This is a genomic window from Acinetobacter sp. 778_lipA, assembly GCF_058242985.1.
This window is the reverse complement of the sequence record NZ_JBZAYT010000001.1, coordinates 1,516,515-1,541,602: the sequence shown is the minus strand read 5'-3', so window position 1 is coordinate 1,541,602 and position 25,088 is coordinate 1,516,515. Positions and strand designations below refer to the sequence as shown.

At 38.5% G+C, this 25,088-nt stretch carries 11 protein-coding genes and 2 pseudogenes; 6 read left to right on the top strand and 7 right to left on the bottom strand.

Annotated features, from left to right (window positions below; all coding sequences use genetic code 11):
* Positions 1 to 588: 588 nt before the first annotated feature.
* The 7 genes and pseudogenes from AC4CUY_RS07160 to AC4CUY_RS07130 all read right to left on the bottom strand — a co-directional run.
* Positions 589 to 1,475 (bottom strand): annotated as a pseudogene (locus tag AC4CUY_RS07160) (RHS repeat-associated core domain-containing protein); the annotation flags it as partial.
* Between the two features lie 10 nt (positions 1,476 to 1,485).
* Entirely contained in the window at positions 1,486 to 1,920 is a 435-nt protein-coding gene (locus AC4CUY_RS07155; protein ID WP_419361273.1) for a hypothetical protein, read from the bottom strand.
* Between the two features lie 2 nt (positions 1,921 to 1,922).
* Positions 1,923 to 3,439, bottom strand: a pseudogene (locus AC4CUY_RS07150) (RHS repeat-associated core domain-containing protein); the annotation flags it as partial.
* A 67-nt stretch (positions 3,440 to 3,506) separates the two neighbouring features.
* Positions 3,507 to 3,980, bottom strand: a complete 474-nt coding sequence (locus AC4CUY_RS07145) for a tetratricopeptide repeat protein (protein ID WP_056512575.1) — start codon at positions 3,978 to 3,980, stop codon at positions 3,507 to 3,509.
* 11 nt (positions 3,981 to 3,991) lie between these two features.
* Positions 3,992 to 8,794 carry an RHS repeat-associated core domain-containing protein gene (locus tag AC4CUY_RS07140; RefSeq protein WP_490773879.1) on the bottom strand — a complete coding sequence of 1,601 codons (4,803 nt, stop codon included), beginning with the start codon at positions 8,792 to 8,794 and terminating at the stop codon, positions 3,992 to 3,994.
* A gap of 69 nt (positions 8,795 to 8,863) precedes the next feature.
* A complete protein-coding gene (locus tag AC4CUY_RS07135) occupies positions 8,864 to 12,448 on the bottom strand; it encodes a type VI secretion system Vgr family protein (protein WP_490773878.1) in 3,585 nt (1,194 codons plus the stop codon).
* A 555-nt stretch (positions 12,449 to 13,003) separates the two neighbouring features.
* Positions 13,004 to 15,205: a TonB-dependent receptor gene (locus tag AC4CUY_RS07130; RefSeq protein ID WP_490773877.1), complete on the bottom strand. Its 2,202-nt coding sequence runs from the start codon at positions 15,203 to 15,205 to the stop codon at positions 13,004 to 13,006.
* A 475-nt stretch (positions 15,206 to 15,680) separates the two neighbouring features.
* Here AC4CUY_RS07130 and sbnA point away from each other — a divergent pair, with 475 nt between their 5' ends.
* From sbnA to AC4CUY_RS07100, 6 genes are read left to right on the top strand one after another with little or no spacing between them, the layout of a single operon-like run.
* Complete coding sequence (gene sbnA, locus AC4CUY_RS07125) at positions 15,681 to 16,685, top strand: 2,3-diaminopropionate biosynthesis protein SbnA (RefSeq protein WP_336954736.1); 1,005 nt, start codon at positions 15,681 to 15,683, stop codon at positions 16,683 to 16,685.
* Positions 16,686 to 16,707: 22 nt separating this feature from the next.
* Complete coding sequence (gene sbnB / locus AC4CUY_RS07120) at positions 16,708 to 17,721, top strand: 2,3-diaminopropionate biosynthesis protein SbnB (RefSeq protein ID WP_209826392.1); 1,014 nt, start codon at positions 16,708 to 16,710, stop codon at positions 17,719 to 17,721.
* Positions 17,722 to 17,738: 17 nt separating this feature from the next.
* Positions 17,739 to 19,433 (top strand): IucA/IucC family protein, encoded by a 1,695-nt coding sequence (locus AC4CUY_RS07115; RefSeq protein ID WP_490773876.1) that lies wholly within the window; start codon positions 17,739 to 17,741, stop codon positions 19,431 to 19,433.
* A 3-nt stretch (positions 19,434 to 19,436) separates the two neighbouring features.
* Complete coding sequence (locus AC4CUY_RS07110) at positions 19,437 to 20,642, top strand: MFS transporter (RefSeq protein ID WP_336954734.1); 1,206 nt, start codon at positions 19,437 to 19,439, stop codon at positions 20,640 to 20,642.
* Positions 20,639 to 24,166, top strand: coding sequence for an IucA/IucC family protein (locus tag AC4CUY_RS07105; protein WP_490773875.1), 3,528 nt, complete (start codon positions 20,639 to 20,641; stop codon positions 24,164 to 24,166). Before AC4CUY_RS07110 ends, AC4CUY_RS07105 begins: the two co-directional genes overlap by 4 nt.
* Positions 24,159 to 24,932, top strand: coding sequence for an HpcH/HpaI aldolase family protein (locus AC4CUY_RS07100; RefSeq protein WP_419329245.1), 774 nt, complete (start codon positions 24,159 to 24,161; stop codon positions 24,930 to 24,932). The genes AC4CUY_RS07105 and AC4CUY_RS07100 overlap by 8 nt, the downstream gene beginning before the upstream one ends.
* Positions 24,933 to 25,088: the final 156 nt, after the last annotated feature.

The window sequence follows — 25,088 nt, the reverse complement described above, 5'->3', positions numbered from 1 at the left end:
ATACAGAAGCAGTGACGATAAAAATAAAAATAAAATAAATCCATCTGACATTTATCTTAATCCCCCAAAATTTAAGGGAGCCCGTGGAAGCATTTGTTGATTTCTTTTTAATTGCTCATGATCGATTACTGTTTTCGGGGCTAAAGGGTCATATGATCTTTTTTCTCCGCTAACTCCACTTAAAGATGCTCCTAACCCAACACCCAAGGCAATATTTCCATAAAAACCACCATTCATTGAGTAACCTCCACATACACTCACTGCCAATCCTGCGCCTGCACTTGCACACGCTTCATAATATTTCCCATCTTTTAAATTACCAGCATTTAATACTTCTCTAGTGGTTGTTGCTTCCAACGCTATCCCATATGTATTCCCACCTTTCACACTATATTTTCCATTTCCATCATATGATGCAGAAGCACTAACTCCAACTAAAGCAGCAGCAGTGACATTTGCATTCATACCAGTTAAAACTCGATCTGTCATTTGAACTGCAGCCGGTTTATTTTTTAATCTACTTGGTACTTGTGAACCAGGTATTCTATCTACAAAAGCCTCTTTCATCGCACTTCCGAGTGATTCATTTAACCCCATCGGATCAATCCATTGATTTGGATCACTTACATAAGTAGAATTGTTTAAACCACCTTTTAATCCAATTGGATCTTTACTCACATACCTTGCACTATACGGTTCATAATAACGATAGCGGTTATAGTGTAACCCTGTTTCCTTATCCTTGCGCTTCAGACCGAGTAGTGCTCGATCTTTGCTCATGCACCCTGAAATCGGATCAACCCACTGATTCGGATCACTTACATAAGCTAAATTATTAAAACCTCCTTCCAATCCAATAGGATCTTTACTCATGTATCTTGCACTATACGGTTCATAATAACGATAACGGTTATAGTATAAGTCTGTTTCCTTATCCTTGCGCTTCAGACCGAGCAGTGCTCGATCTTTGCTCATGCACCCTGAAAACGAATATTACTTTGTTGCAATGGATTGTCTTGGTTTGTTGTATTAATTTCTAAAGCAGTGCCCCATGTATCCTGTTTAATTTCCCAAACACATTCCCCTAACTCATTACTTAAAGTTTGTGGTGTACCGACTTGGTCACAGTGGTAAAAAGCAACACGTTCTAATTCAGCTTTGTTCTTTCTGGTTTCAGTTTTTCATACAGGGTCTTTATAAATCGAATAAGGTACGTTTTGGAATTGGCGATAGTCAGGTGTTTCTATCAGTTGAATAAAACCTCTATAACCAGTCTGTAATAACGGTACAAAGCTATTCGGTTCATAGACATAGTGTTTGGTATAATTTTGCTGTTTTGATTGAGTTTGGTTTGCTTGATATGACTCCCATATCATTAAATCACCATCCCAACCAAATAAGGTTAGGCTGTGGTCTTGATGATTATTCTTAAATAATCGCCTGCCAAAAACATCATAACCATAATCATTAATTATTAATTATTAATTATTCACAAAGTTCTTCTCCCCACTTGTTATAGCTATAAGAAATTATGTCCACATCCGTTTTTGTAACTCTAACCTTATTTCCTTTAAAATCTGTCGCATTAAATGATATTGGACTAGCTATATTGATGCTATTTTTTGAACCTAAACAATATGTATCGACACTTATTCCTCGCCCTTTAAGTTTCCAGCCATCTTTTTCCAATAAGTCTATTATTTTCTTAGTTTTTATAGAGTTTGCAGGTAACTCGACATACGCTAACTGAACTTCTGCTCTATTCAATGAATTAACAACTTCTAATTTTTCACCTAAAACAGTTTTCATTTTTTCATCAAACGGGTATTTATCTGATGGTTCATCATAAATCTTATTACTATTGCATCCCATTAAAGCGATCATAGAACATATTAAAAAACTTAAACTGCTAAATTTCATATTTAATCCCTAATTTTCTCTGTAAGTGAACGACCTTGAGCTTCAACACCATATCCAACATTAAAATCAGCTCCTGGTGTACCAACCCCAATTTCAAAACCTTTCATCGTTTTAGAGGTAAAATAAGCTTTAACTTTTTCACTAACCGATGTAGAACTTGTATCAATAGGTAATACTAAACCTGCACGTACTCCCCATATACCACCACTCGCACTTCCTGCTAGCCCTGAAAGGAAACTATCTGTACTTTGATCTTCCCCCCTAGCTACTGGTTTATTAAAAATATAGCCTGCCATACAACTAGCCGAAAACTTACCTTTTAATTTTGTAAGATCAGAAGCACCTAGTTTTTTACTTCCATCAAGCACCATCACAGCATTCTTACCTATCGCTTTAGCACCTTTTACATCTGGCCTAGATGATGCACCTACTTGAAATACCTTACCATTATGTAGGTTAGTAATCTCTGCATAAGCAAAGGGGCCTACCCCTCCCGAACAATAAACATAATCGAATAACGGAGGACCTTGCAACCGACAAATATCACCTGTCTTCATCCAACAGTCATAATTTCGATAACCTTCGTATTCTAAATTTGCTGAAGCTTGACGACTTAAACCGATAAATTCTCCACCATAGGTTACTTGCAATCCCAAAGCATCTACCCACAAAGTTGGATTAATTACATAACTGTAGTGATTCAATCCTGCGTATAAATCTATAGGGTCTTTACTCATATATCTTGCACTATACGGTTCGTAATAACGATAACGGTTATAGTGTAAGCCTGTTTCCTTATCCTTGCGCTTCAGACCGAGCAGTGCTCGATCTTTGCTCATGCACCCTGAAAACGGATATTACTTTGTTCCAATGGATTGTCTTGGTTTGTTGTATTAATTTCTAAAGCTGTGCCCCATGTATCCTGTTTGATTTCCCAAACACACTCCCCTAACTCATTACTCAAGGTTTGTGGTGTACCGACTTGGTCGCAGTGATAAAACGCAACACGTTCTAATTCAGCTTTGTTTTTTCTGGTTTCTGTTTTCCATACAGGATCTTTATAAATCGAATAAGGTACATTTTGGAATTGACGATAGTCAGGTGTTTCAATCAGCTGAATAAAGCCTGTATAACCAGTCTGTAATAACGGTACAAAGCTATTCGGTTCATAAACATAGTGTTTGGTATAGTCTTGCTGTTTTGATTGATTTTGGTTTGCTTGATATGACTCCCATATCATTAAATCACCATCCCAACCAAATAATGTCAGACTATTTTCATTCGCATTATTCTTAAATAATCGGCGACCAAACACATCATAACCAAAGTCTGTAATTTGACCATTGTTGTCACTTTGAATCAGACGATTTAAGTTATCCCAAGTGAGTTTTAAGGTCTGATCTGCTTGAGTGGTTTCAATCACATTGCCCTGTGCATCATATTTATAATGTTTGCCTTGATACTGGCTAATCAAGTTATTTTTCACTTGCGCAGCTTGTGTAGCAATTGGATCAATTATGCGTAAAATCCTAATTAAAAAAACCTTTGTTTGCCTATCATTCCGATATAATTTTAAAATATAGTTTTTACTTAACTACACCTAATTCCTTTAATTTATCTTGAGCTTCTGTATTCCCCTGTTTCTCAGCTTTTTTTAACCAAAATATAGCTTCTTTTAAATTCTTATTTTTATCTTTATTTAATAATATTAAAGCTAATTGAAGCTGTGCATTCTCATGATCTTGATTAGCGGCTAATCTATAATAATATTCAGATTTATTTAAGTTTTTCTCTCCACCAATTCCTCTCAAATACATAATACCTAAACCATTTTGGGAAGGGGCATCTCCCTTTTTTGCTGCTTTTTCTAACCATTCCTTAGCTACATTTGCATCTTTAGGGAATCCACTATCACCATTTAAAAAATTCATTGCGACATTGTATTGTGCATCAATATTCCCTGATCTAGCTAATTCTAATTCATAACTTTTTTCATATGAGGCGCTATTAGCACATGCACTACAAATAAATAAAATACTCAAAATAACCAAAATTTTCATAACTAATAAACCTATAATCCGTTAATATTAATATTAATAGGGGGTTGCTGTTTTAATGCTTCTGGCGCTACTTCTTTAACCGTTGGCCGATTTAATTGCGCTGGGCTAAATCCAGGTGCAGCAATTGCCCTTTTTTTATCAAAACAACCACCAGGTCCGCAAGCAGGTTTTTCAGAAACTCCACAAAAACTCCATTTTTCTTTGACTCTTACAACTTTACCTAAAAATGTTCCTATAGCTGCATTTGTTGTTGCATCACCATTATCACTTTGTATATCTGTTGTCGCTACTCCTAAAGCTTTTCCTCCCCAAGATACCCCCTTACCTACTACGGATCCTTCTACAGCAGCTCCCCCCCAAGCACCATTTAAATTATTAGGATAAATTGTTGAATTGTTATCAAAGAATGTTATTCCTCCTGATGTTCTACCTGCTGGCACGACACTAGCTCCCCCAACGCCCATTGCCACTGCATCAATTTCCAAATTAACTTGATATTTATCAATACATTGTGATGTTAAGTTGTAATTACCATAAATTACTGGCCCTAATGTCCAAGTAACTTCTTTTCCTGAAAAACCAACTAAACCTAAAGGGTCTATCCATTTATTAGGATCACTAACATACTTAGTGCTATGTAAACCACCAAATAACCCAATTGGGTCTTTACTCACATACCTTGCACTATACGGTTCGTAATAACGATAACGATTATAGTGTAGCCCTGTTTCTTTATCGTAATATTGTCCCTGAAATCTTAAGTTGGTTTGCTCAAGCAGATTATCACTTGTATTTATTTCTAAAGCTGTGCCCCATGTATCCTGTTTAATTTCCCAGACACATTCCCCTAGCTCATTACTTAAAGTTTGTGGAGTACCGACTTGGTCACAGTGGTAAAAGGCAACACGTTCTAATTCAGCTTTGTTCTTTCTGGTTTCAGTTTTCCATACTGGATCTTTATAAATCGAATAAGGTACGTTTTGGAATTGGCGATAGTCAGGTGTTTCAATTAGTTTGATAAAGCCTGTATAACCAGTCTGTAATAACGGTACAAAGCTATTCGGTTCATAGACATAGTGTTTGGTATAATCAGTTTGCACTTTTGATGATTTCACTGATTCCCAAACCATCTGATCACCATCCCAACCAAATAAGGTTAAACTCTGGTCTTGATGATTATTCTTAAATAATCGGCGACCAAATACATCATAACCATAATCTGTGATTTGACCATTGTTGTCACTTTGAATCAGGCGGTTTAAGTTATCCCAAGTTAACTTTAAGGGCTGACCTGCTTGAGTGGTTTCAATCACATTGCCCTGCGCATCATATTTATAATGTTTGCCTTGATACTGGCTAATCAAGTTATTTTTCACTTGCGCAGCTTGTGTGGCAATCGGATCAATCAAGTTCCCCGCAGGATCAAAACTAAAGCTTTCAGATTTATATGGGTTTTGGCTTTTGATTAAACGCCCGATTGGATCATATTGGTAATTTAACTTACCTAAACGACTATCATCAACTTGAGTCAGCAAATAGTTGTTATCATAGTGATAATGACGTTCTGCTTGAAATTGTACCCTGTCCGTTGTTTCTTGTTCTGGGCGAATGACTTGTGAGCTGAGTAAGCCCACATCATTATAATTCTTGGTTTGCACTAAACCATTGGCCAGCAGTCGCGTGGTTTCACGATGTAAATCATCACGTTGGAATGCCACCATATCTTGTTTGTTAAAAGCAATACCATAAATATGCCCTGATCCATAACTTAGATTGGCTTGTACTTGTCCATCAGGACGAATGGTTTGAGTCAAATTCCCCAATTCATCGTACTCATAACGTAATACTGCTGTGAGTGGCGTTAGATTCGGTACTTTATAGTGTTGATGCTCACGTACCAACTGTCCAAGTTGATTGCGATAAAAATCAATTTGGCTTTCTGTATTGGTCGCTTTGCTGAGTTGGTTATTTAAGTTGTATTCAAATTCTTCAACTTGGCTATGCCGAGTCTGCAAATGGGTATAAGTCTTTGACGCGATCGAACCATCCATATGATAGCCGAATTGAGTCAGAATATTGGGTTGGCGGATTTGAAATAAAAATCCATTGTCATGATATGTAAAATGCTTTTCTTCACCATCAAAGGCTTGTTCACGCACCAATTGCCCAAAACGATTATAGTCAAATAGATATTCGGCATGGTTTTGATTGCTTAGTTTTTGAATTCGACCTTGTTTATCCCACTGGTAGCCGATTTGGTGTCTATTGGCATCGACCCGTTGCGCTAATAGCCCGACTTGATTGTATTTATATTGGGTGATTAAGCCTTTACTATCAGTATGCTTAAGTAAACGCCCTTCTTCATCATGTTCAAATTGTTCTTTTAATCCATCAGGATAAATGATTGCTTGTAACTGCCCTCGGTCTTTACCTTGAGTACTGTAGAGATACTGGACCTGTTGTGCATCCGCAGCAGCTTGTGCGGTCAGTGTACCGTCTTCATCATATTCCCAAGCACTACTTTTCCCTGAACAATCGGTATACGACACCATCTGCCCAAGATCATTATATTGAATTTTCTTTGAGCCGCCTTTGGCATCAACTACTTCAACCAATTGGTTGTCATTATTATATTTATACTGGGTGATATGCCCTAAAGGATTAATGTCTTTGCTGACATTGCCATCAGCATCATATTGTTTTTTCCAGATATTGCCTTCTGGGTCCTTAGTTTCAGTCAGATTACCATTTTCATCATAGGCAAACAGGATAATGCCACCATTTGGCTGTACAATTTTCACCAATTGACCTAGTTCATTATAAGCTTGTTCAGTTTCTAAGCCTGCAAAATCAATTTGACGCGTAATCCGTTTTTGACTATCTCGAGATATCCACTTTTCACGACCATCGGCTAAACGAGTACGATAGGTAAAGCCATCTAAATCAAAATAATAATAGGTCGGAACATCATAAGCGTCATAGACTGCCACTTGACGCAAACGTGGATGCCATTCTAAACGGGTTTTAAAACTGCCATCATCTGCCCACTCCTCAATCGCTTTGGCCTTGGGTGCAGTAGATTCATATCGAATATTTTGCCCACGTCCAGTACGATCTGTATAACGGGTCAATTGATGGGCATGGTTATACTCATAACTGCGTGTATGTCCATTTTGATCAATGGCTTTGATCAGATTGCCTTGTTGATCATATTCATAACGTGCCAATGCTTCCACTTGATCATCGACAAATGCGGCAATGACTTTGGCTTGTTCATTAAAAGCAAATTTGACTAAATGTTTAGCACGCTTCAATTGAAAATCAATCGCCTGTAAATAGGCAAATTGTTCAAACAATAAATAGGTCAGTACTACTTTTTCATCAGTCTGATCATTAAATTGTTGAACGAGGTGATAATGTTTTCCAGCATTAAAACTATGAAAATGGAAATTCCAGTCTGAACCAAAATTCAGCAATAAATCCCCATCGTCATGTGGTGCGACACTAAAGCCTTCAAAGGGTACCTGATATTTTTCATAGACGATCGAAGCAGGCAGTTGGTGTTTGCGTCCATTGCTGTCAATAAATAAATACCCATTTTGATTTTGTATGATCACATTGGAAAATGGCATCATCCAACGTGCGCCGATCATACTGTGATCAAACTCATTCATTTGAGAGTTATATTGACGACTAAAGGCAAAACCAACTTTAGGCAAGTAAAAGTCTGAATGATTAACCCGCTCCGCACCAATCGCATAGCTAATACTTTTATCCGTTTTAGAACTTTGATCGTCAGCCAATGTTGCGCAAATCGGATCATTTAAGGCATCAGGTTGTAAGGTGACAAACTCTAAAATATCACCATTGATATGCTGCTCATGTTCGCCTGTTTGGTTTAACGGCACACTGGCTGTGGCTTTTTTACCTTGAGTTTGGATGGCTTTTAGGGTTTCTTGAATCAACCAAGCAAGGCTATATTGAGTTCCTGCATTGCTTTGTTGTTGAATCACTGTAGCAAGTTGTGGTGTCGCCTTAAGCACTTCTTCTGTTAATCGTGTTGCGATATTCGGGATCATCTTTGCGGTCATATCAGCTTGTGCAGGTGTACCCAACAAATCAATCAATGGCTGTGCCCAATTGCTAAACTGCTTGCTGGGATCACGTTTTTCAGCTGTTGCTCCCGCTGAAGCAACACTGGGTAATCCAGCTACAGCACTGCTGCTAAAGGCTTGGAGAATTGAAGTCCCTAGTGTCGTAGCACTCGACAATAAACCTGATAATTTATCTTGTGTTTCTTGTAGGAATTTTTCTAAATCGCCAGCCATCTGCGCATTTAAGTGTAGCTGCATCCGACGTAAGTCAGCTTCTTTGATTTTGCCATTGGCTGGATATAAACATTCTGCCATTAAACCCAGCATTGGACGTAAAGCCATACGCACATGTGCTTCTGTATTCGGTTGTAAAAATAAACCGATTAAGTTCATGCTTAACAATGCCGATTGTTGTACCCCTGCCTCGGCTTGCTTGGGTTCAGTGGCAAATAAAATAAGGTCTAATACACTGCCGGATAATGCAAAGATATTGGCGACTGTTGGTACATTGGCGCTTGCTTTGATCTGTTCTAGGCTGGTGTTTCCACAAGCCTGTAAATAGTTTTGGATTTGATGGGCGATAAACTTATGGTCTTCTGTATGCGTCAGGCTGGCCAAATTAAATACTGCCAACTCTACCGCGGGCTTGGTCTCTTTAGCGGCTGGTTGTTGCTGTGTATTTGACCCTGCGGTCTGATTTTTACTGTCTATAAATGCCATAAGCTTAACCTTAATACGTTCTAATTTTTAATTTAATTTCAATCAATTAAAATTCAAAAAAATGTTCAATTATTTATTTCGCGCGTTATATACATCTGGTTGTTCAGCAGCCGTTTTTCGCACAGTCACTTGTTTGGTGACATAACGGGACTCTTCCATATCCATCCGTACCACATCCTTATCCATATCATAAATCGACTGGGGTTTTTTCACGTCGACTGGTGCTGTCGCTTGTGGAGTCTGCTGAGTCAAAATTGGCGCAGGCTGACTGATTTGTTGAGGAATATTTTGTGGGATCGTGGGTACTGATGCATCGCCTTTTCGAGTGGTAATGCTATAGGTTAAGAAGCGAGAGAAATATTCATCTTTTTTAATAAAATCATCCACCACTTTCACTGGGGCATCTAACCCATTTTGAGCAGCGCCAAATGACTCTGCAACAAAACCTTGACCCAGTGACGACCCAAATCCTGTTCCAGCAGTTAAATTAGAAACCAAACCATTGGTCTGTTGAGCAAACAATGCAGAGGCTTGGTCTTTAAAGAAATCGATCCCTTGATCTTTAATGTTGTGTAGGGATTGACTTGGATTAGCAATCATCTGTCCCACATTCATCATCTGTGACGGAGATAAATTTAAATTCAATGCCGAAGAGACGGAACCTAATGCACTTTGAGTAAATTGTTCTTTAAATTGTCCCAAGCTTTGTGTGCCTAAGTCTTTTAAAGCATTTTTGCCCATATCTTTCAATGAGTCAGCATTCAAAGAGAATAAATTGTTTTTGAGTTGGGACATCATATTTTGTCCCACTGAATTTAAAGCATTTTGTGCAAAACTTGTGGCACCACCGACCACTTCTTCGGACCAAGTATAATCACGGTTAAAATGACTTGCTTTATCCCATGCACTCCGTGGATCAGTCTCAAATTCAACTTTGGCAGGGCCAGGTGCAATACCTGTCACTTGGGCAAAGCCATTTGCATCCAGCTTGCCAGACACTTGCTTGCCAAATGAGTCAATCACTTTAAAGCCGGTTTGTTTAAAGAAGTCTTGCCCACCATAGCTTTTTAATAAGTCGAGTGCGCCTTTGAGCGGATTCGATGGCGGCAGTTGTGCTGATTTACTGACACTGGCACCCGGCTTAAATGTGTGCTGCCCTGCATTGACCTCAAACTTACCGCCTGTTTTTGGGAAAATCCCTGAGCCATTTAGGGCAATCTGCGATGAGCCACCAGTAATCAACACTTCTTTTGGGCTACTGATTTCTATCCGATCTTCTGTAGATGAGATGGTAATCCCCAGTTTAGCAAATACATCTAAAGCGTCTGACTGCGCTTGAATTTCAACTTTACTTTGCGCGGCAATGGCTTTAATGCCACCTTGTGCAGCAAATAGACTCACTTTGCCTAAAGCTTGCCCCAAAAGATTCTTTTGGGTACTGAGGTTAATACTATCGCCCGCAGTATGGTTAATGATGCCTGTGGCTGAAAGATGGATATCTTCAGGGGTACTTAAGGCAATCCCATCAACAGAACTGAGTAACATGATGGCTTTTTTATACTTAGCAACATCTTTTTCAATGTCTTCGGCAAAAGCTTTGAGTTGCTCAATCGATTCTATTTCATCCGTCTTTTGGTTTTTGGCAATATCACTTAAAGCTTTACTGTTGGTCTGACTACCCTCAAGTTGCTTTTTGGCAAACTCTGAATCAAGGTGATCACCTTTGGCTTGGTCTTGTTTGTAGGTCGAAAGCAGTAAACCTTGCCCTGCACGTAGTGCTCCCCATTGGTCAGTTCTCAGCTCAAAACCTTCTCCACGATCATCACTTTCTGCTTTGTCTTTTGGATGACTCAGTTTGCCCAAGTTGAGTTGGCTGGCGCCATGACTACTCTGTAACTGGCTGCTGATTTGGCCAGTAGTATCGTCAAACCTCAGTTGATTGTAGCCACTACCTTGATACTCTCGACTTTTGATTCCTGCCAGTTTCTTGGTATCAGGCAGTTTGCCTTTGTCATCAAACTTGCTTGGATGACGTTGTGCTTCATGGATGCGCCCAACCACAAAGGGACGGTCAATGTTGCCATCAAAGAAGTCAATTACAACAATCTCACCGATTCTCGGTAAGAACCGCGCACCATAGCCTTCGCCTGCCCATGGGGTCAGGACATCGACCCAAGCTGAATCTGTGTCATTGTCATTAGAACCCGCACCGCCATCATGGGTATTGTCTTCATTACGGCTAAACAGGAAGCGAACTTTGATACGCCCCCATTCATCAACATGAATTTCTTCTCCGCTTGGCCCCACCACTTTGGCCCGTTGTGGTGATGCAATCGGTCGGTGTTGTAATGGGTTATAGGCTGGAACCGTGCTGATATTACGACGTTGAATGGTTAAATTACTGGCTTGACGTTCATCACTCGTGTTGCTGGTGATTTGACTTGTTTGCCAATTGCTTTGTTGGACTAAAGCGGTGACTTGATCGGTGAGATCTTTAGGTAAGTTATTTTGGTTATAAAAGCTTTTAGCCGTGATTAAAAATTCTTTGTCTGCACCTGAGTGTTGATCTATCTCTGGATGTTCATTCAGTTCAAACCAATAACCAACATGTGCATCGCGCACTGTTGACGTTGCTGTAAATTGTTTGGCTTGTGAATCGTAGTAGTTACTGAGGTTTTGATTAAACTTTTCAATCTGACTATTGCCCGATGGCGTGGCACCATCTTCGCCATTAAGGTCTTGAATCCATGCAGGACTAAAGTGCCAGGCTTGTTCTAAAACTAGACTGGCATTGTCATAATTTTCACTATGACTGTGTTTACTTTGGACACTGCCAGCACCTTCATCAATATCCAATACATCAGCTTGCCAACGTTGGATATACACTGAAGTCGGTTGAATGGAACGCTGACCAATAAAATTGGTAATTGAATCAGTTTTTTCTACGGCGCTGCTTCTATGGAAGCGAATATTGCGGCGTTCTAAGGCACTAAATTGTGAATTGTCATCGATTAAACGAAGCTTCTGTGCTTGAATTTGTTCTGTTGAGCTCGATACTTTAAGCTGAGCTTCATCGATCAACCAGTTAATCCCTTCACTTCTCATCAAACGGGTCAGGAAGTCAAAATCACTTTCAGATGCTTGCATAATGAATGGGCGCACATCATAGTCTTTGCTCAGTCCACTCTTATCTAATGTCAGACTTGAAGCAAATAGTGGGCTGCGTTGTACCCATTCTTGGAACACGGTCTGGATCACATCCACAACCGACTTATTCATAAATACTCTAGAGTTTCTACGGTGTTTCCAAAGTGCTGTTGGGTCTTCTACAGTCAAACGATAGATGGTAAGAGAACCATCAGATGCGCCAATATCGGCTTGGGTCACAATTCCTGAAATACGGGTTAATTCAGATTTATCTGTGACAATATCGATTGCAGCTTGAGTTCCAATAAAGCTTTTTAAAGGAATGCTTGCTGACGTTGCAAGACAGATGAGCTGAAGTCGAACACCCTCATTGATTTGATGTGTTCCATCGATACGTTGTAGGAATACTTGTTGGCTCAATGCCGAATTAGAAAATTGTACGTGGATCGCACGTTTTTGTGCTGATAAGCCAAGCTGCTCCAAAGCAGCGTAAATATTGTTAGACATGCTTATTATTAAATTCTAAATTGTGATCGATTATACTAAAAAACTTAAGGGCTTGTCTATACAGACCTGTCTATATTGCGCTCAACATTTAAGCAAAAATGTAAATATTTTTATTTTTTAATGAATAATAAGTAAAATTTTCTCATTGTTTTATAAAATATTTATTCAAAAATAATTCAAAATTTACAATAAGATTATCACACTAGGCGGATGTATGAATATCTCCTTTTCGATTTAGCTATTGGCAATAATGGGTTTTAAACAGTAAGAGTAAACAAAACAACTTCGAACCGATCTTATGGTGCTACAGCATGTACTCATCGTATTTTTATCAATTTTTAATTGTGTAACAATAGTTCAAATACAAGGACTCTATTCATCCTAACTAGTTTTTTCAAAAGCTCTGAATAGCTCATGAATTCTATTGTGCTATATTTTAATTTTTTAATGATAATTCACACTTATATTCAGTTAAAAAACTGATTTATATTAAAATAAAAAAACTAGTGATAAGTGACAATCAAACACTCAGCACTAGCTTTTAGCTAACATCAATTAATAATTAAAAGTATAACTCAAACCAAAAGTCCGGCCTTGTGCCCGCATACTAGACACAGGTGAAAAGGTAATTTCTGACTGCTGACTATAAACGGTGCGATAGTCTTTATTCCACACGTTATAAATTCCAAAATCCACCCGCCCCTTATAAGCCGGGAAATTCACGAGGGTATCCATAATCGCATAACCCTTTATTTTTGCAGCCCGGTTTGGAACCACTTTATCATTGTTCACTGCAACCTTATCGTCTTCAAATGCTTTGTCAGTTCCTTTTACAGCAAGCACCTGTACACGGAATCCATAACCATCATCACTATTCCACTCACCAAAAATAGTTCCCTTAGTTGGAGACACCTGATAAGCATTTAACTCACGCCAATTACCCGCCGCATCCTTATATTGTCCACGGGTGTAAGCCAACGTGCCACCAATTTTAAAATCATCCAGAATTGGATATGCCGCAGTCATTTCGGCACCGTAAACACGCTGATCAGTTTCCGCAATATTGACTGAACGATCCGCATTGAACTGAATGACTTTATCAGATGTGTTATAAAAACCAGTAATTCCTAAATCAAGTTTTTGATCATCTTGCAGACGCCAACCCAGTTCATAACTATTGACCGTTAGTGGTTCTATATTCGCAGTTGAAACGGTCAGAATTGAGACATCACGTAACATCCGTAATATATCTGGATAACTAAATCCTTGAGAGAAATTGGCAAATAATTGTTGATTATCAGTAAGTTTATAAACTGCGCCTAAATTAAACAAAAACTTGTCAGCATTTGTTGAATCACTCGCAACGCTTTGTGTTTGTCTAGAAGGTGTATAAGCGTCTGTATCTGCCTTGATATATTGATAGCGCGTTCCCGCTTGAAGATTAAAGCGATCCGTTAATTGATAATCTGCCTGTAAAAAAGCCCCGATATTCTGAATGACAGTATCTGGACCAGCATCTAACCTTCTACCAGTATCCTTGTAAACCATACCGTTATTGCTGACAGACAAAACGTCATAATGCTGAGTATCTTTTTCTCGGTCATAATCCAGACCATAGGTCAGATTAAGATCTCGCGCTGCAAGCTTAAAATCTGACTGCACTGTAGACCGCATTCCTGCCACATCAACCGTATATTCTGATTGATTGACCGTAGCGCCACCTGAATAAACTGGGAAAAAACGCCCTTTTTCATTTCTATAATAGGCTTCCAAATTTACCGTCTGCCCCAATACATCCTGATTTTGATATTGGGTATTCAAGGCATAACGATCCGTAAATGGCTGATTACTTAATTCCAGTCCCTTGATGGCTCGTTCAGACTGTGGCCCTTTAGCAATGGTATAGTTCGGTCCATAATCAGGTAGATAACGAGTATCCTGCTTATCCTTATAATACTGCCCACCAAAACTTAAGCTTTGTGTGTCAGTCAAATTAAAATTCAGGCGCCCATTTATGTCTAACGTATCTGTATCATTACGGCTGGTTTGATTGGGTTCAGTTGCAATCCGATCCCCATTCGCATCGAACAATGATCCTCGGCTGGTATAGTTCGCACCCAAAAAACCATCCATTTTATCATTACTGAAAGAAACGCTCTGACCTGCTTCATAAGCCAGACCATCTCCTCTGAAATTATCAGCAGAGGTTATCCCTAATTTCGTCTCAAAACTCAGTGGTTTCGATTTGTCAGCACGTTTGGTAATGATATTAATAATCCCACCCGTTGCACCAGAACCATAAATACTGGTTGCTCCAGAAATGACCTCAATCCGTTCAATCATACCCGGACTGATACTGTTCAATTGGCGCGCAGGATCACGCGATCCAGTCTGAGATACGCCATCAATCATCACCAGTACAGTTCTGCCTCGCATGGTCTGACCATAATTACTTCCAGTACCACTAGACGGCGCCAGTGAAGGAACCAGTTGCGCAAGAACATCTGCTACTTTTCGTCCTGCCCCAGCCTGTTTTTGTACTTCTGCTCCGCTGATGTTCTGTACAGTCCCTGCAATATCTGCAATGCTTTTTTCTGATCGTGTTGCTGTAATAACGATCTGTGGCAATTTCTGGACAGATTCCTGTTGTTGAGCATTGCTCACTGGTGTCTGATTATTCGAGGTTTCATCCTGTGCATATAACTGACTACTGATGGCAATAGATAAAACACATAAGCTGAATTGGGAAAGGCGCATCCTGTTTCCTCAGTTGTAGGCCTGAATTTTAGTGCTAATAATAATCATTAACATTCTTGATGTAAAACACAATCTTTTAATGGCCTATTCCAACAACCCAAGGAAAAAACAGCACAAAAATTATTAATTTAATTTGTCTTTTTATAATTTCAGTTCTGATTAATTTTGAGTTTCTAAGATTTTCTTAGGGTGATTCTCTTTAATAAAAATAAATGTGATAGCGATCTGCTTTATAATTTTTTCTAGTGATTGATTAACAATTTTAATCAAATGGTCATCTAATTTCACTATAATTTAAGTCAATAATTATATATAATCCATATTTATCAAAAACTTATAAACAAAATCATTACTCACGCCCACAGTTTATTCTTCAATAAAATTACAAAACACAACAAATCCATCGTAAATTTTAATAATAACAAAACCAATAATAATTATCATTTGCAATAGATAAAACCAGAGAATTCTAACGATGATCCATAACAATATTCTCGATTGCATAGGTAAAACTCCTTTAATCAGACTCTCAAGGATGTTTACTGATCAATCCGTCACCGTTGTCGCAAAAATGGAGTTACTCAATCCAGGTGGAAGTATCAAAGATCGACCTGCATTGTATATGTTACAAGAAGGGCTTAAATCTGGCCTCATTCATAAAGATAGCCATATTGTTGAAAGTTCATCGGGCAATTTAGCAATTGCACTTGCAATGGCATGCAAAATTTACGGCCTAAAATTCACTGCTGTGATTGACCCCAAAATTGCTTCAGCCAATTTACAAATGTTGAAGCTCTATAAAGCCAATATCGAAATGGTCTCTGAAAAAGATCAAAACGGCGGTTATTTAAAAACAAGAATCGATACAGTACAACGACTTTGCCGCCAGTTGCCCAATGCTGTTTGGATCAACCAATATGCAAATCCCAACAATTGGAAAAGCCACTATTATGGTGAAGCAGAAGAAATCATAAATCAAATCGATCGCAGTATTGATTACTTGGTTGTTGGTGCAAGTACTTCTGGAACAATCATGGGCGTATCTCGCCGCTTAAAAGAAAAATTCCCGCATTTAAAAGTTATTGCAGTCGATATCGTCGGTTCTGTTCTCTTTGGTGGTCACTCAGGCCCACGTGAAATTCCGGGTATCGGTGCAAGTACCGTTCCAGCCCTACTCTCCCCAGATGAAATAGATGATGTCATCTATGTGGATGATTATGAGTCAGCTTTAGGTTGCCGAGAACTCCTCGAACATGAAGGCATTTTTGCGGGTGGATCTAGCGGCTCATCTATTTCAGCAATAAAAAAACTTATCCCGACCATCCCTTCTGGATCATGCGTTTTAACCCTTTTGGCAGATAGAGGCGATCGTTATTTAGATTTAGTTTATGACGAAGAATGGTTCGAAATGATCAAGAGAAGACATTTCAATAAAAATCATCTCAATCAAGAAAATTTTACTTTGCAATCCGTTGTTTAACTCCACTTTTTAGGAAATATTTATGAGTAATTTGGCTAGCCTTCGTTACCTTAGTCAATCAGATTTACTTCATCTTGGTGCAAATCACAGTAATTCGTTTATCGAAGCAATTACTGAAGGCCTCACACTTCACGCAAATAAACAGTTTGTACAACCCTTAAAACCCTATTTACGTTGGCAAGGTGCGGACCATATTGCCGACCGAATTATTGCCATGCCATGTTATTTGGCTGGAAATGATCCTATTGCAGGGATCAAATGGATTGGCTCTCGCCAACACAATCCTAAGAAATTTAATATTCCTCGTGCCAGTGCCTTAATTGTTTTAAATGACGCTGAAACAAATTACCCCGTGGCAATCATGGAAGGCAGTTTAATTAGTGCGATGAGAACAGCGGCAATTACTGGTGTATCAATTCAATATCTCGCCAAAAAAGACTTCTCAGATATCAGTGTGATTGGTTGTGGTCCGATTGCCCAAATGCAAATCAAAACGGTCTTAGAACAATACCCACAAGTTAAAAAAATACATTTATTTGATCTAAACCCAGAAGCTGCAGAAAAACTTAAAGCTTTATTTATTGCCGAATATCCAAATCTTCAAATCGAAATTCATGAAACTGCCAAGTCGGCGATCCAACAGGCAGATGTATTAATCACTTGCACAGTATCTGACAAACCCTATATCCCGTTTGAATGGCTTAAAAAAGGTTGCTTCGTTTCAAATATATCAATCATGGATATTGAACCAGAAGTTTTCCTCAAAGTTGACAAAGTGATTGTGGATGACTGGGATCAATCCAATAGAGAAAAGAAAGTCATCAATGTACTGGTTGAAGAAGGTTTATTTAGCCGTGAAAAACTACATGCTGAACTAGGTGACATCATTATTGGGCATAAAAATGGCCGTGAAAATGATGATGAAATCATTTTACTCAATCCAATGGGTATGGCGATCGACGATATTGTTTGTGCGAAATGGTTTTTCAATGCTGCACAAAAACAAAATATTGGCACAGTTTTGCCACTTTTATAATTATAGGAACAATGCACATGTTAGATCGGATTTACACAACACAACTTCAGAAAACTATAGATGCGCTCTATATGGAAAATTATGGTGAGTTCAGAAACCATATTGTCTATAAAAAGCCTTATCTTGTAATACATCTGAGTAGTGAGTTGGAACTACATTTCAACTGCTTAAAAGTAAATAGTGTAAATCCTTTCTATATCACAAAAGCAGAAGTTTTACTTCATAACACGTTGAGTCAACAGACCACTGAGATCGCGATTGCTGACGTTTTCAATTATTTAACTCAATCCTCATGGTGGCCATCAATCAACCACCAAAAGGCCATTACGTATTGGCATGATAATTTGGTGACTGCTGAAAAAATTCCTCAAATCTTACAATCCGCCCTTTCTTTTTCTTCGCCACTCATAATGAGTGAACAACTTTCGCTTGTCGCTGACCGTGCATTTCATCCATTTGCACATGCGAAAGGTGATCTCAGTCCACTCATTACTCAAAAAGAAATTGAAGTGTATTGGTGGGCATTTAAAAAAACAGATGTCAGAAATAATATGGAATCCATTCCACATGATGAACTGGCTCTCCCTGCTGAGGAAAAAAATCTTATTATTGAAAAAATGCAGGCTCTCTCAAATGAATACCTTGCAATACCTGTACTTAAAACACAGCATGACTATTTAACATTTCAAGAAAACAAATATCTAGGGATTGACCTCGGCCTCGCCACTGCAATTGGTTGCCCAACATCCTCGCTACGAACTTTAATCAATCACTTAAATTCAAATCAGCACTTAAAGCTCTCGACCAATGCCAAAACTTTGGGTGCTATTCGCTCTATGCCTGCTCGATATTTAGCCAACGGTCATGCGGCATATGATTTTCTCAATGATGTCATCGACAAAACACCATCATTAAAACATCAGCTCTTTTTAAGCAATGAAACCCATTGGTGGGTCTTAGGAAAACAAGAACCGCTGGTACAAAATTTAGGTGTTATCGGCTGTCAAGTGAGGCATTTACCTCATTTTTGCCAAGAAAAAAATATAGCACCCATTAGCATGTCTGCTTTAAGTTGCCCTTATATTGATCCATGGGAAGCTTTAGGTATAACAGGTGACAAATGGAACTTACTTAAAGATTTGAGTACCCATTTTATTCATACTTTTCTCACACTGTGGTCTTTTGGTGTTATGCCTGAGTGTCATGGTCAAAACACCCTTGTATGTTACCAAGACAATCAATTTAAATGCTTTATTCTGCGTGACCATGACACCTTAAGAATATGCACCCCTGCGATTCAGGACAGTGGTTTTGTTCCGCCAGTCTATAAAATTGATACCAGTACGCCAAACAATCTTATTTTTAATAAAAATGAGGATTTATTTAATTATTTTATAACCCTCGGGATACAAATCAACCTATACCCTATCGCATTAGCAACATTGAAATATACCGATCATACTGAAATTGATTTCTGGGAAATGATCCAAGAAATTATTGTCAACTTTATAGAAACTGTCGCGCTTTCTGAACAATCGAAAAACTGTATTCAAAAATATGTTTTTGAAAGTAGCCACTGGCCATTCAAACAATTACTCACCCCTTTATTAGCCCAACAAGGTGATTCAACAGGGATGCCAAGTAAAATTGGTATGACGTCAAATCCCTACCATGCTTTATTCCAATCTTGCTATGAGACCATGGATATCTAAATCATGCGTTCCTCTCGCCTAGATCATTTGATTATTTTACTGTGTCAATTTTTTTCGACTTTTGGCTTGATGGTCTTAATACCGATCATGCCGCTATATATGGAAAAATTGACGGCGCAAATGGCAGCACCCGCCATTTGGGCAGGTATAGCGCTGTCAGCACCAGCTCTAGGGAGTCTATTTACAGCCCCCCTTATTGGTCATCTATCAGATACATTTGGGCATAAAAAAGCACTGTTACTTTCCTTGGCTGGTTTCTGCATTTCTATACTGTTAATGGCGGGAGCACAGCATCTATTTGTGTTTATTTTTGCCCGTATTTTATTAGGATTTTGCGGTCTATCCGTGATTCTTTATGCCTATACCTCTTATTTGTCTAGCGAGCGACAAAGAGGTCTTGCCTTTGGACAGCTCCAAAGCAGTGTCGCATTGGCCTGTCTATGTGGTCCGGTACTCGGTGGCATATTTATGGATCATTGGAAAGTTGAAACCTTACTCAGTGCCACAGCATATATTGTCATCGTTTTAATCTTAGTTGCTGCTATTTTATTGAGCCAAACTGTGCAGACATCTGTCACGGGACCCGATAAAAAACCATCAACACTACAATCTTTTGATCGAACAATTTTTTCGTGGCTCAGTGCGGGAACCTTTGTCCAAGCTGGCGGGTTCGGTTTAGTGTCCTGTTTTATCTTATATATCAGTGAAATCAGTCGAAATATAGCTATACCCTTATCTATTGCGAGTTTAACAGGAACAATCCACGCACTTTCATGGGGTGCTGCATTTTTTGCTGCAACCTATTGGGGGAAACGCAACGATGCGAGAGGCGATTCATTTCATAATTTTGTCAGTGCAACACTGATCTGTGGAATCACGGTTCTGGCTTTGACATGGACCACTAATATTTGGTTAGTACTGCTCTTAAGACTCATACAAGGTTTCTGTTTCGCTGCACTTATTCCCTCTATTTTTCATACGATTTCTTTAAAAACTGATGCAAGAAATCAAGGAAAAGTGATTGGTATTTCAAATAGTGCCTTTGTTCTTGGTCAACTGTTTGGACCGATTGCGGTCACCCTCACATACTCATTTTTCAATATCACTGCCGCGTTAATTTGCACTGCATTATTTTTTATTGGTGCTGGATTAATCGTGACTTTAAACAAATTTTTAACCAATACAATTTTAGAAGAGGTACAAGAATGAACCCGATCATTACCACCGATGCATGGTCTTACAAGCTTTTTGAACAATACTTGAATACTTTTTTTCGTGAACTTCAAGTTCAACTCGAACAGCATATTCTCTCAGAACAGGATTCACCTTTAGCAATACATGACGCAAATAATTCACCCTGTTTTTCATACCCATTTACTGCATCTAACTCAATCATCTATGGTGCGATACAGCATTTCTCAAGCACAGGTTATCATCGTTACCAGCGCTCTTTTTGTGTATTCAATACTGAGGATAAGACTGTCAAAAGTCTCACTGATCCTAAAGTGTTGGTTAAAATGATAACCGATGAGTTAAAGTTAAATAGCCAATTTAAAGATAAAAAGCAAAATCAGAATCTCTATACGGAAATCGCAAACAGTATCGAAAATACCAAATTCTTTTTAGAAAACAGCGTAGATCAAATAAAGCCTAAACTGGCCTCTAGTTTTCAATCTGCTGAACAAGGCATGTTATATGGACATCCATTTCATGTGACCTCAAAAGCCAATCTAGGCTTTTCTAAAGAGGATATGAAAAAGTATAGCCCAGAGCTAGGTGCGACGTTTCAGTTACACTACTTCGCAGTGCATTCATCCTTAATCCAAAAACTTGTCAGCGATAATAATATTGATCAACTGATTGAAGAAGACGTTTTGAAGCATGCACAACACCGCCTCAAAGATGACTTCAAAAATTATGAACTTTTGCCTACACATCCGTGGCAGGCAAACTTTTTACTCCTACACCCTTCCTTAAAACGCTATTTAGAAAATCATGAGGTTCGATATTTAGGTGCTTTAGGACAAACCGTTTGGCCTACATCTTCAGTACGAACCGTTTGGTTATCGCAATCTAATATTTTTTTAAAACTCTCCATTGATGTGCGTATTACTAGTTTTATTCGTAACAACCCTATGGATGAAATGGAAAGAGCGATTGATGCCAGTAAAATCATTCTTAAGCATCAGATCAACCAACACTATAAAAATATGCTCATTCTTCCAGAGCTTACAGCCAAAACTGTCAAAATCCCTGAGTTAGAAAGTTCTTTTGGCATTATATATCGCGCAGGATTAGCTACGGAAACGCTTGAAAATACTCGAATGCTAGGTGGTTTGGTCGAAGAAAATGAGCATCATCAGATCCCCTTAATGGCGTTTATTGATCAGGCCGCACAAGCCCAAGGACTTCCAAATAGTCACTCAAAAGCCTTTCTTGCTGATTGGTGGAAACAATATATTCAAGTTTCCTTGGTTCCACTGATTGAATTGTTTGCAAATAAAGGGATTAGTGTTGAAGCCCATATGCAAAATAGTTTAATGGAATTTAAACAAGGCTTCCCTGCTCGACTGATTATTCGTGATATGGAAGGGATTAGTGTGGTTTCTGAGATGCTCAATGATCATTCCTCAGTCTCTGAAGATAGCACTGTTTGGTTTTCTCAAAAGGATGCATGGATTTTTCTGCAATATTATTTAGTCATCAATCATATTGCGCATCTAATTAGTGCGATATCAAGAGTAAGCATTATTGAAGAAAGTGAACTTTGGCAAACCACCAGAAAAACCCTGATCGATGAAAACTTCTCAGATAAAGCACAGCACTACTGCAACCTTTTGCTTAACTCTCTCACTTTACCTATTAAGGCAAATATGATGAACACCTTATATCACAGTGGCGGTAACCCGATTTGGATTGATATTGAAAATCCGATTTATAAATACAGAGGCGCTCAAGCACTGACCCCTCTTCAAGCTACGCAACAAATTGATTATAAAGTCCAAGCGGAAAGACGTGTCATCGGGCAATTATTAGAAGCCTTAATCTTTGAAAATGCCTTTAACTACGAAAAATCAAATGGGCAAATTAAATTCTTTATTTCAGATGATCTTTTTTATAGCTGCGACGCTAAACAACATTTTAGTTTTAACCGAATTAAATTAAATCCATCGAGTTTAGTCCGTTATGATGCTGTTCAAAAGTCATCAAGCAGTCCAAATTTAAAAGCATTATTAGCTGATTTAAAACATATTATTGATGCTGATCCAATCAAATGGCAAAGCTTTAATGATGAGCTCAATCTTAGCTATGTCAAACATGCACAAACACTGGGTCTATCACCCAACCAACCATTAAGAACACTGTCATATATTGAGCAAGAAGCCCGTATAAACAATGCACATCTCTATCATCCAAGTTTTAAATCTAGAATAGGCTTTGATCTTAAGGAAAATCAAAAATACTCACCTGAATTATCCCAAGGATTCTCTGTTCAATGGACTGCTACTCATAAAAGCTTATGCAAATTGGTTTTGAGTGAAACGATCAACTTAAATCAACTGTATAAACAGCATTTTTCAGACAAAGACCTTCACGCAATCCGTGAGGAATTGACAGCGTATCAAGTTGATTTCAATGATTATATTCTTAGCCCCATTCATCCTTGGCAATGGGATAAAATTATTGAATTGTATTATCAAGATGCAATCAGCAATCAACTGATCATTCCATTGAAAATCGCTGGACCTACTTATTTACCGCAACAATCAATCCGAACATTATCAAACATCACGGATATTTCAGCGTTATCACTAAAATTAGCGATGAATTTAGTTAACACGTCGACCTCTCGTGTTTTAGCACCACATACTGTGCAAAATGCTGCAAAAATGAGTGACTGGCTGTATAAAATCGTTGAGCAAGACCATATTTTAGAAAAACAACGTAAACCCGTTATTTTAAGAGAAATTGCTGGACTTTCTATCAATCAGCCGATCGCCTTAGCTGTTCAATATGGCGCACTGGCCTGTATTTGGCGTGAAAGTATTTATCATTATCTCAATGAAGGCGAATCAGCAACACCAGTTACAGGTCTAATGCAACTTGATACTGACCAAAAACCGCTGATAGACCACTGGATCAAACAATACGGGATCGAGTTTTGGTTAGAGAAGTTATTAAAAAATGCCTATCTGCCAATTATGCATATTTTATGGTGTCACGGCTTAGCATTGGAATCACATGCACAAAACATGGTGTTAATTCACAAAGATGGTCTACCTGTTAAAGCGGCTTTAAAAGATTTCCATGATGGTATTCGCTTTAGTCGTCATTTGCTAAGAAATCCAGAGCTATTACCCGATTTACAAGACGCGCCTAAAGAACATGCCAAAATTAACCCAAATTCTTTTTTAGAAACGCACGCAGCAAATGAGTTAAGAGATTTCACCCAAGACGCACTTTGGTTTGTCAATCTAGCGGAATTGGCCATATTTCTAAACACACATTATGAGTTTGATGAAATCAAATTTTGGACAATGTTAAGATCAATCATCAATCAACATAAAGAAAAGCATCCAGAATTTGCACAAAGATATGAATTGTTTAACTTTACAGATGACACCATCGATATTGAACAACTTGCAAGTCGTCGCTTCCTACCAGAAATCCGATTAAGAGTACAAACCACCCCAAACCCGTTGAGTTTAATTAAGGAAATTGAATATGAATAAAACTTCAATTTCCTTTAAAAAACGCATGAAAAATGGTGAGTCGCTTTATGGCATATTCTGTTCTATTGCCTCACCAATTCATGTGGAGCAATTGGGACTGGCTGGTTATGACTTTATTATTATTGACTTGGAACATACTTTATTTAGTACGTCCCAAGTTGAAAGCATGATTTTAGCTGCTAGAGCCATACAGCTTGATGTATTGGTTCGAGTCCCCTTAACCGCCAATCACTTGATCTTACCTTTACTCGATGCTGGCGTAACTGGAATTGTATTACCACGTATAGAAAATGCACAACAAGCCCAAGAAGCTGTGAATTATTGCCACTACATGCCCCTAGGACAAAGGGGCTTAAATTCAACTCGGTTAAATCGCTATGGCATGCAGAGCTTAACGGATTTTGTGCAACACGCACACCAAGAAACAGTTGTCGTCGCAATGATTGAAAGTTTAGCTGGTGTAGCAAATATCGATGAAATTTTAGCTATTGATGGGATCGATATTATTCTTGAAGGTTCGGCAGATCTTTCTCAGTCTATGGGCGTTCCTTGGGAAACGCGCCATCCGCAAGTTCAAGCAAAGATCCAAGAGATATATAGCAAAACTCAACAACAGGGTAAATATTTCTGCGCAATTCCGCGCCAGCCTGAAGATATTGCGTTGTGGAAACACCAGTCTGTAAAACTTTTTGTGCTCGGTGATGATCGCAGTATTACCCGTCGAGCACATCAGCTTCATATTGATTCATATAAAGAAATTGTATAGGTCTCTAAACCTTGAGTGGTGTATCAGCTATTCCACTCAATAAAAATTTAAGCTGAATATAAATGTTTTATTGTTTATTTGTTACTGTGAATTACAATCATTCTCAATTATACTTTCGTCAATTTAAAGCAATCTCAGGGTGAGATAAAAGGAAAC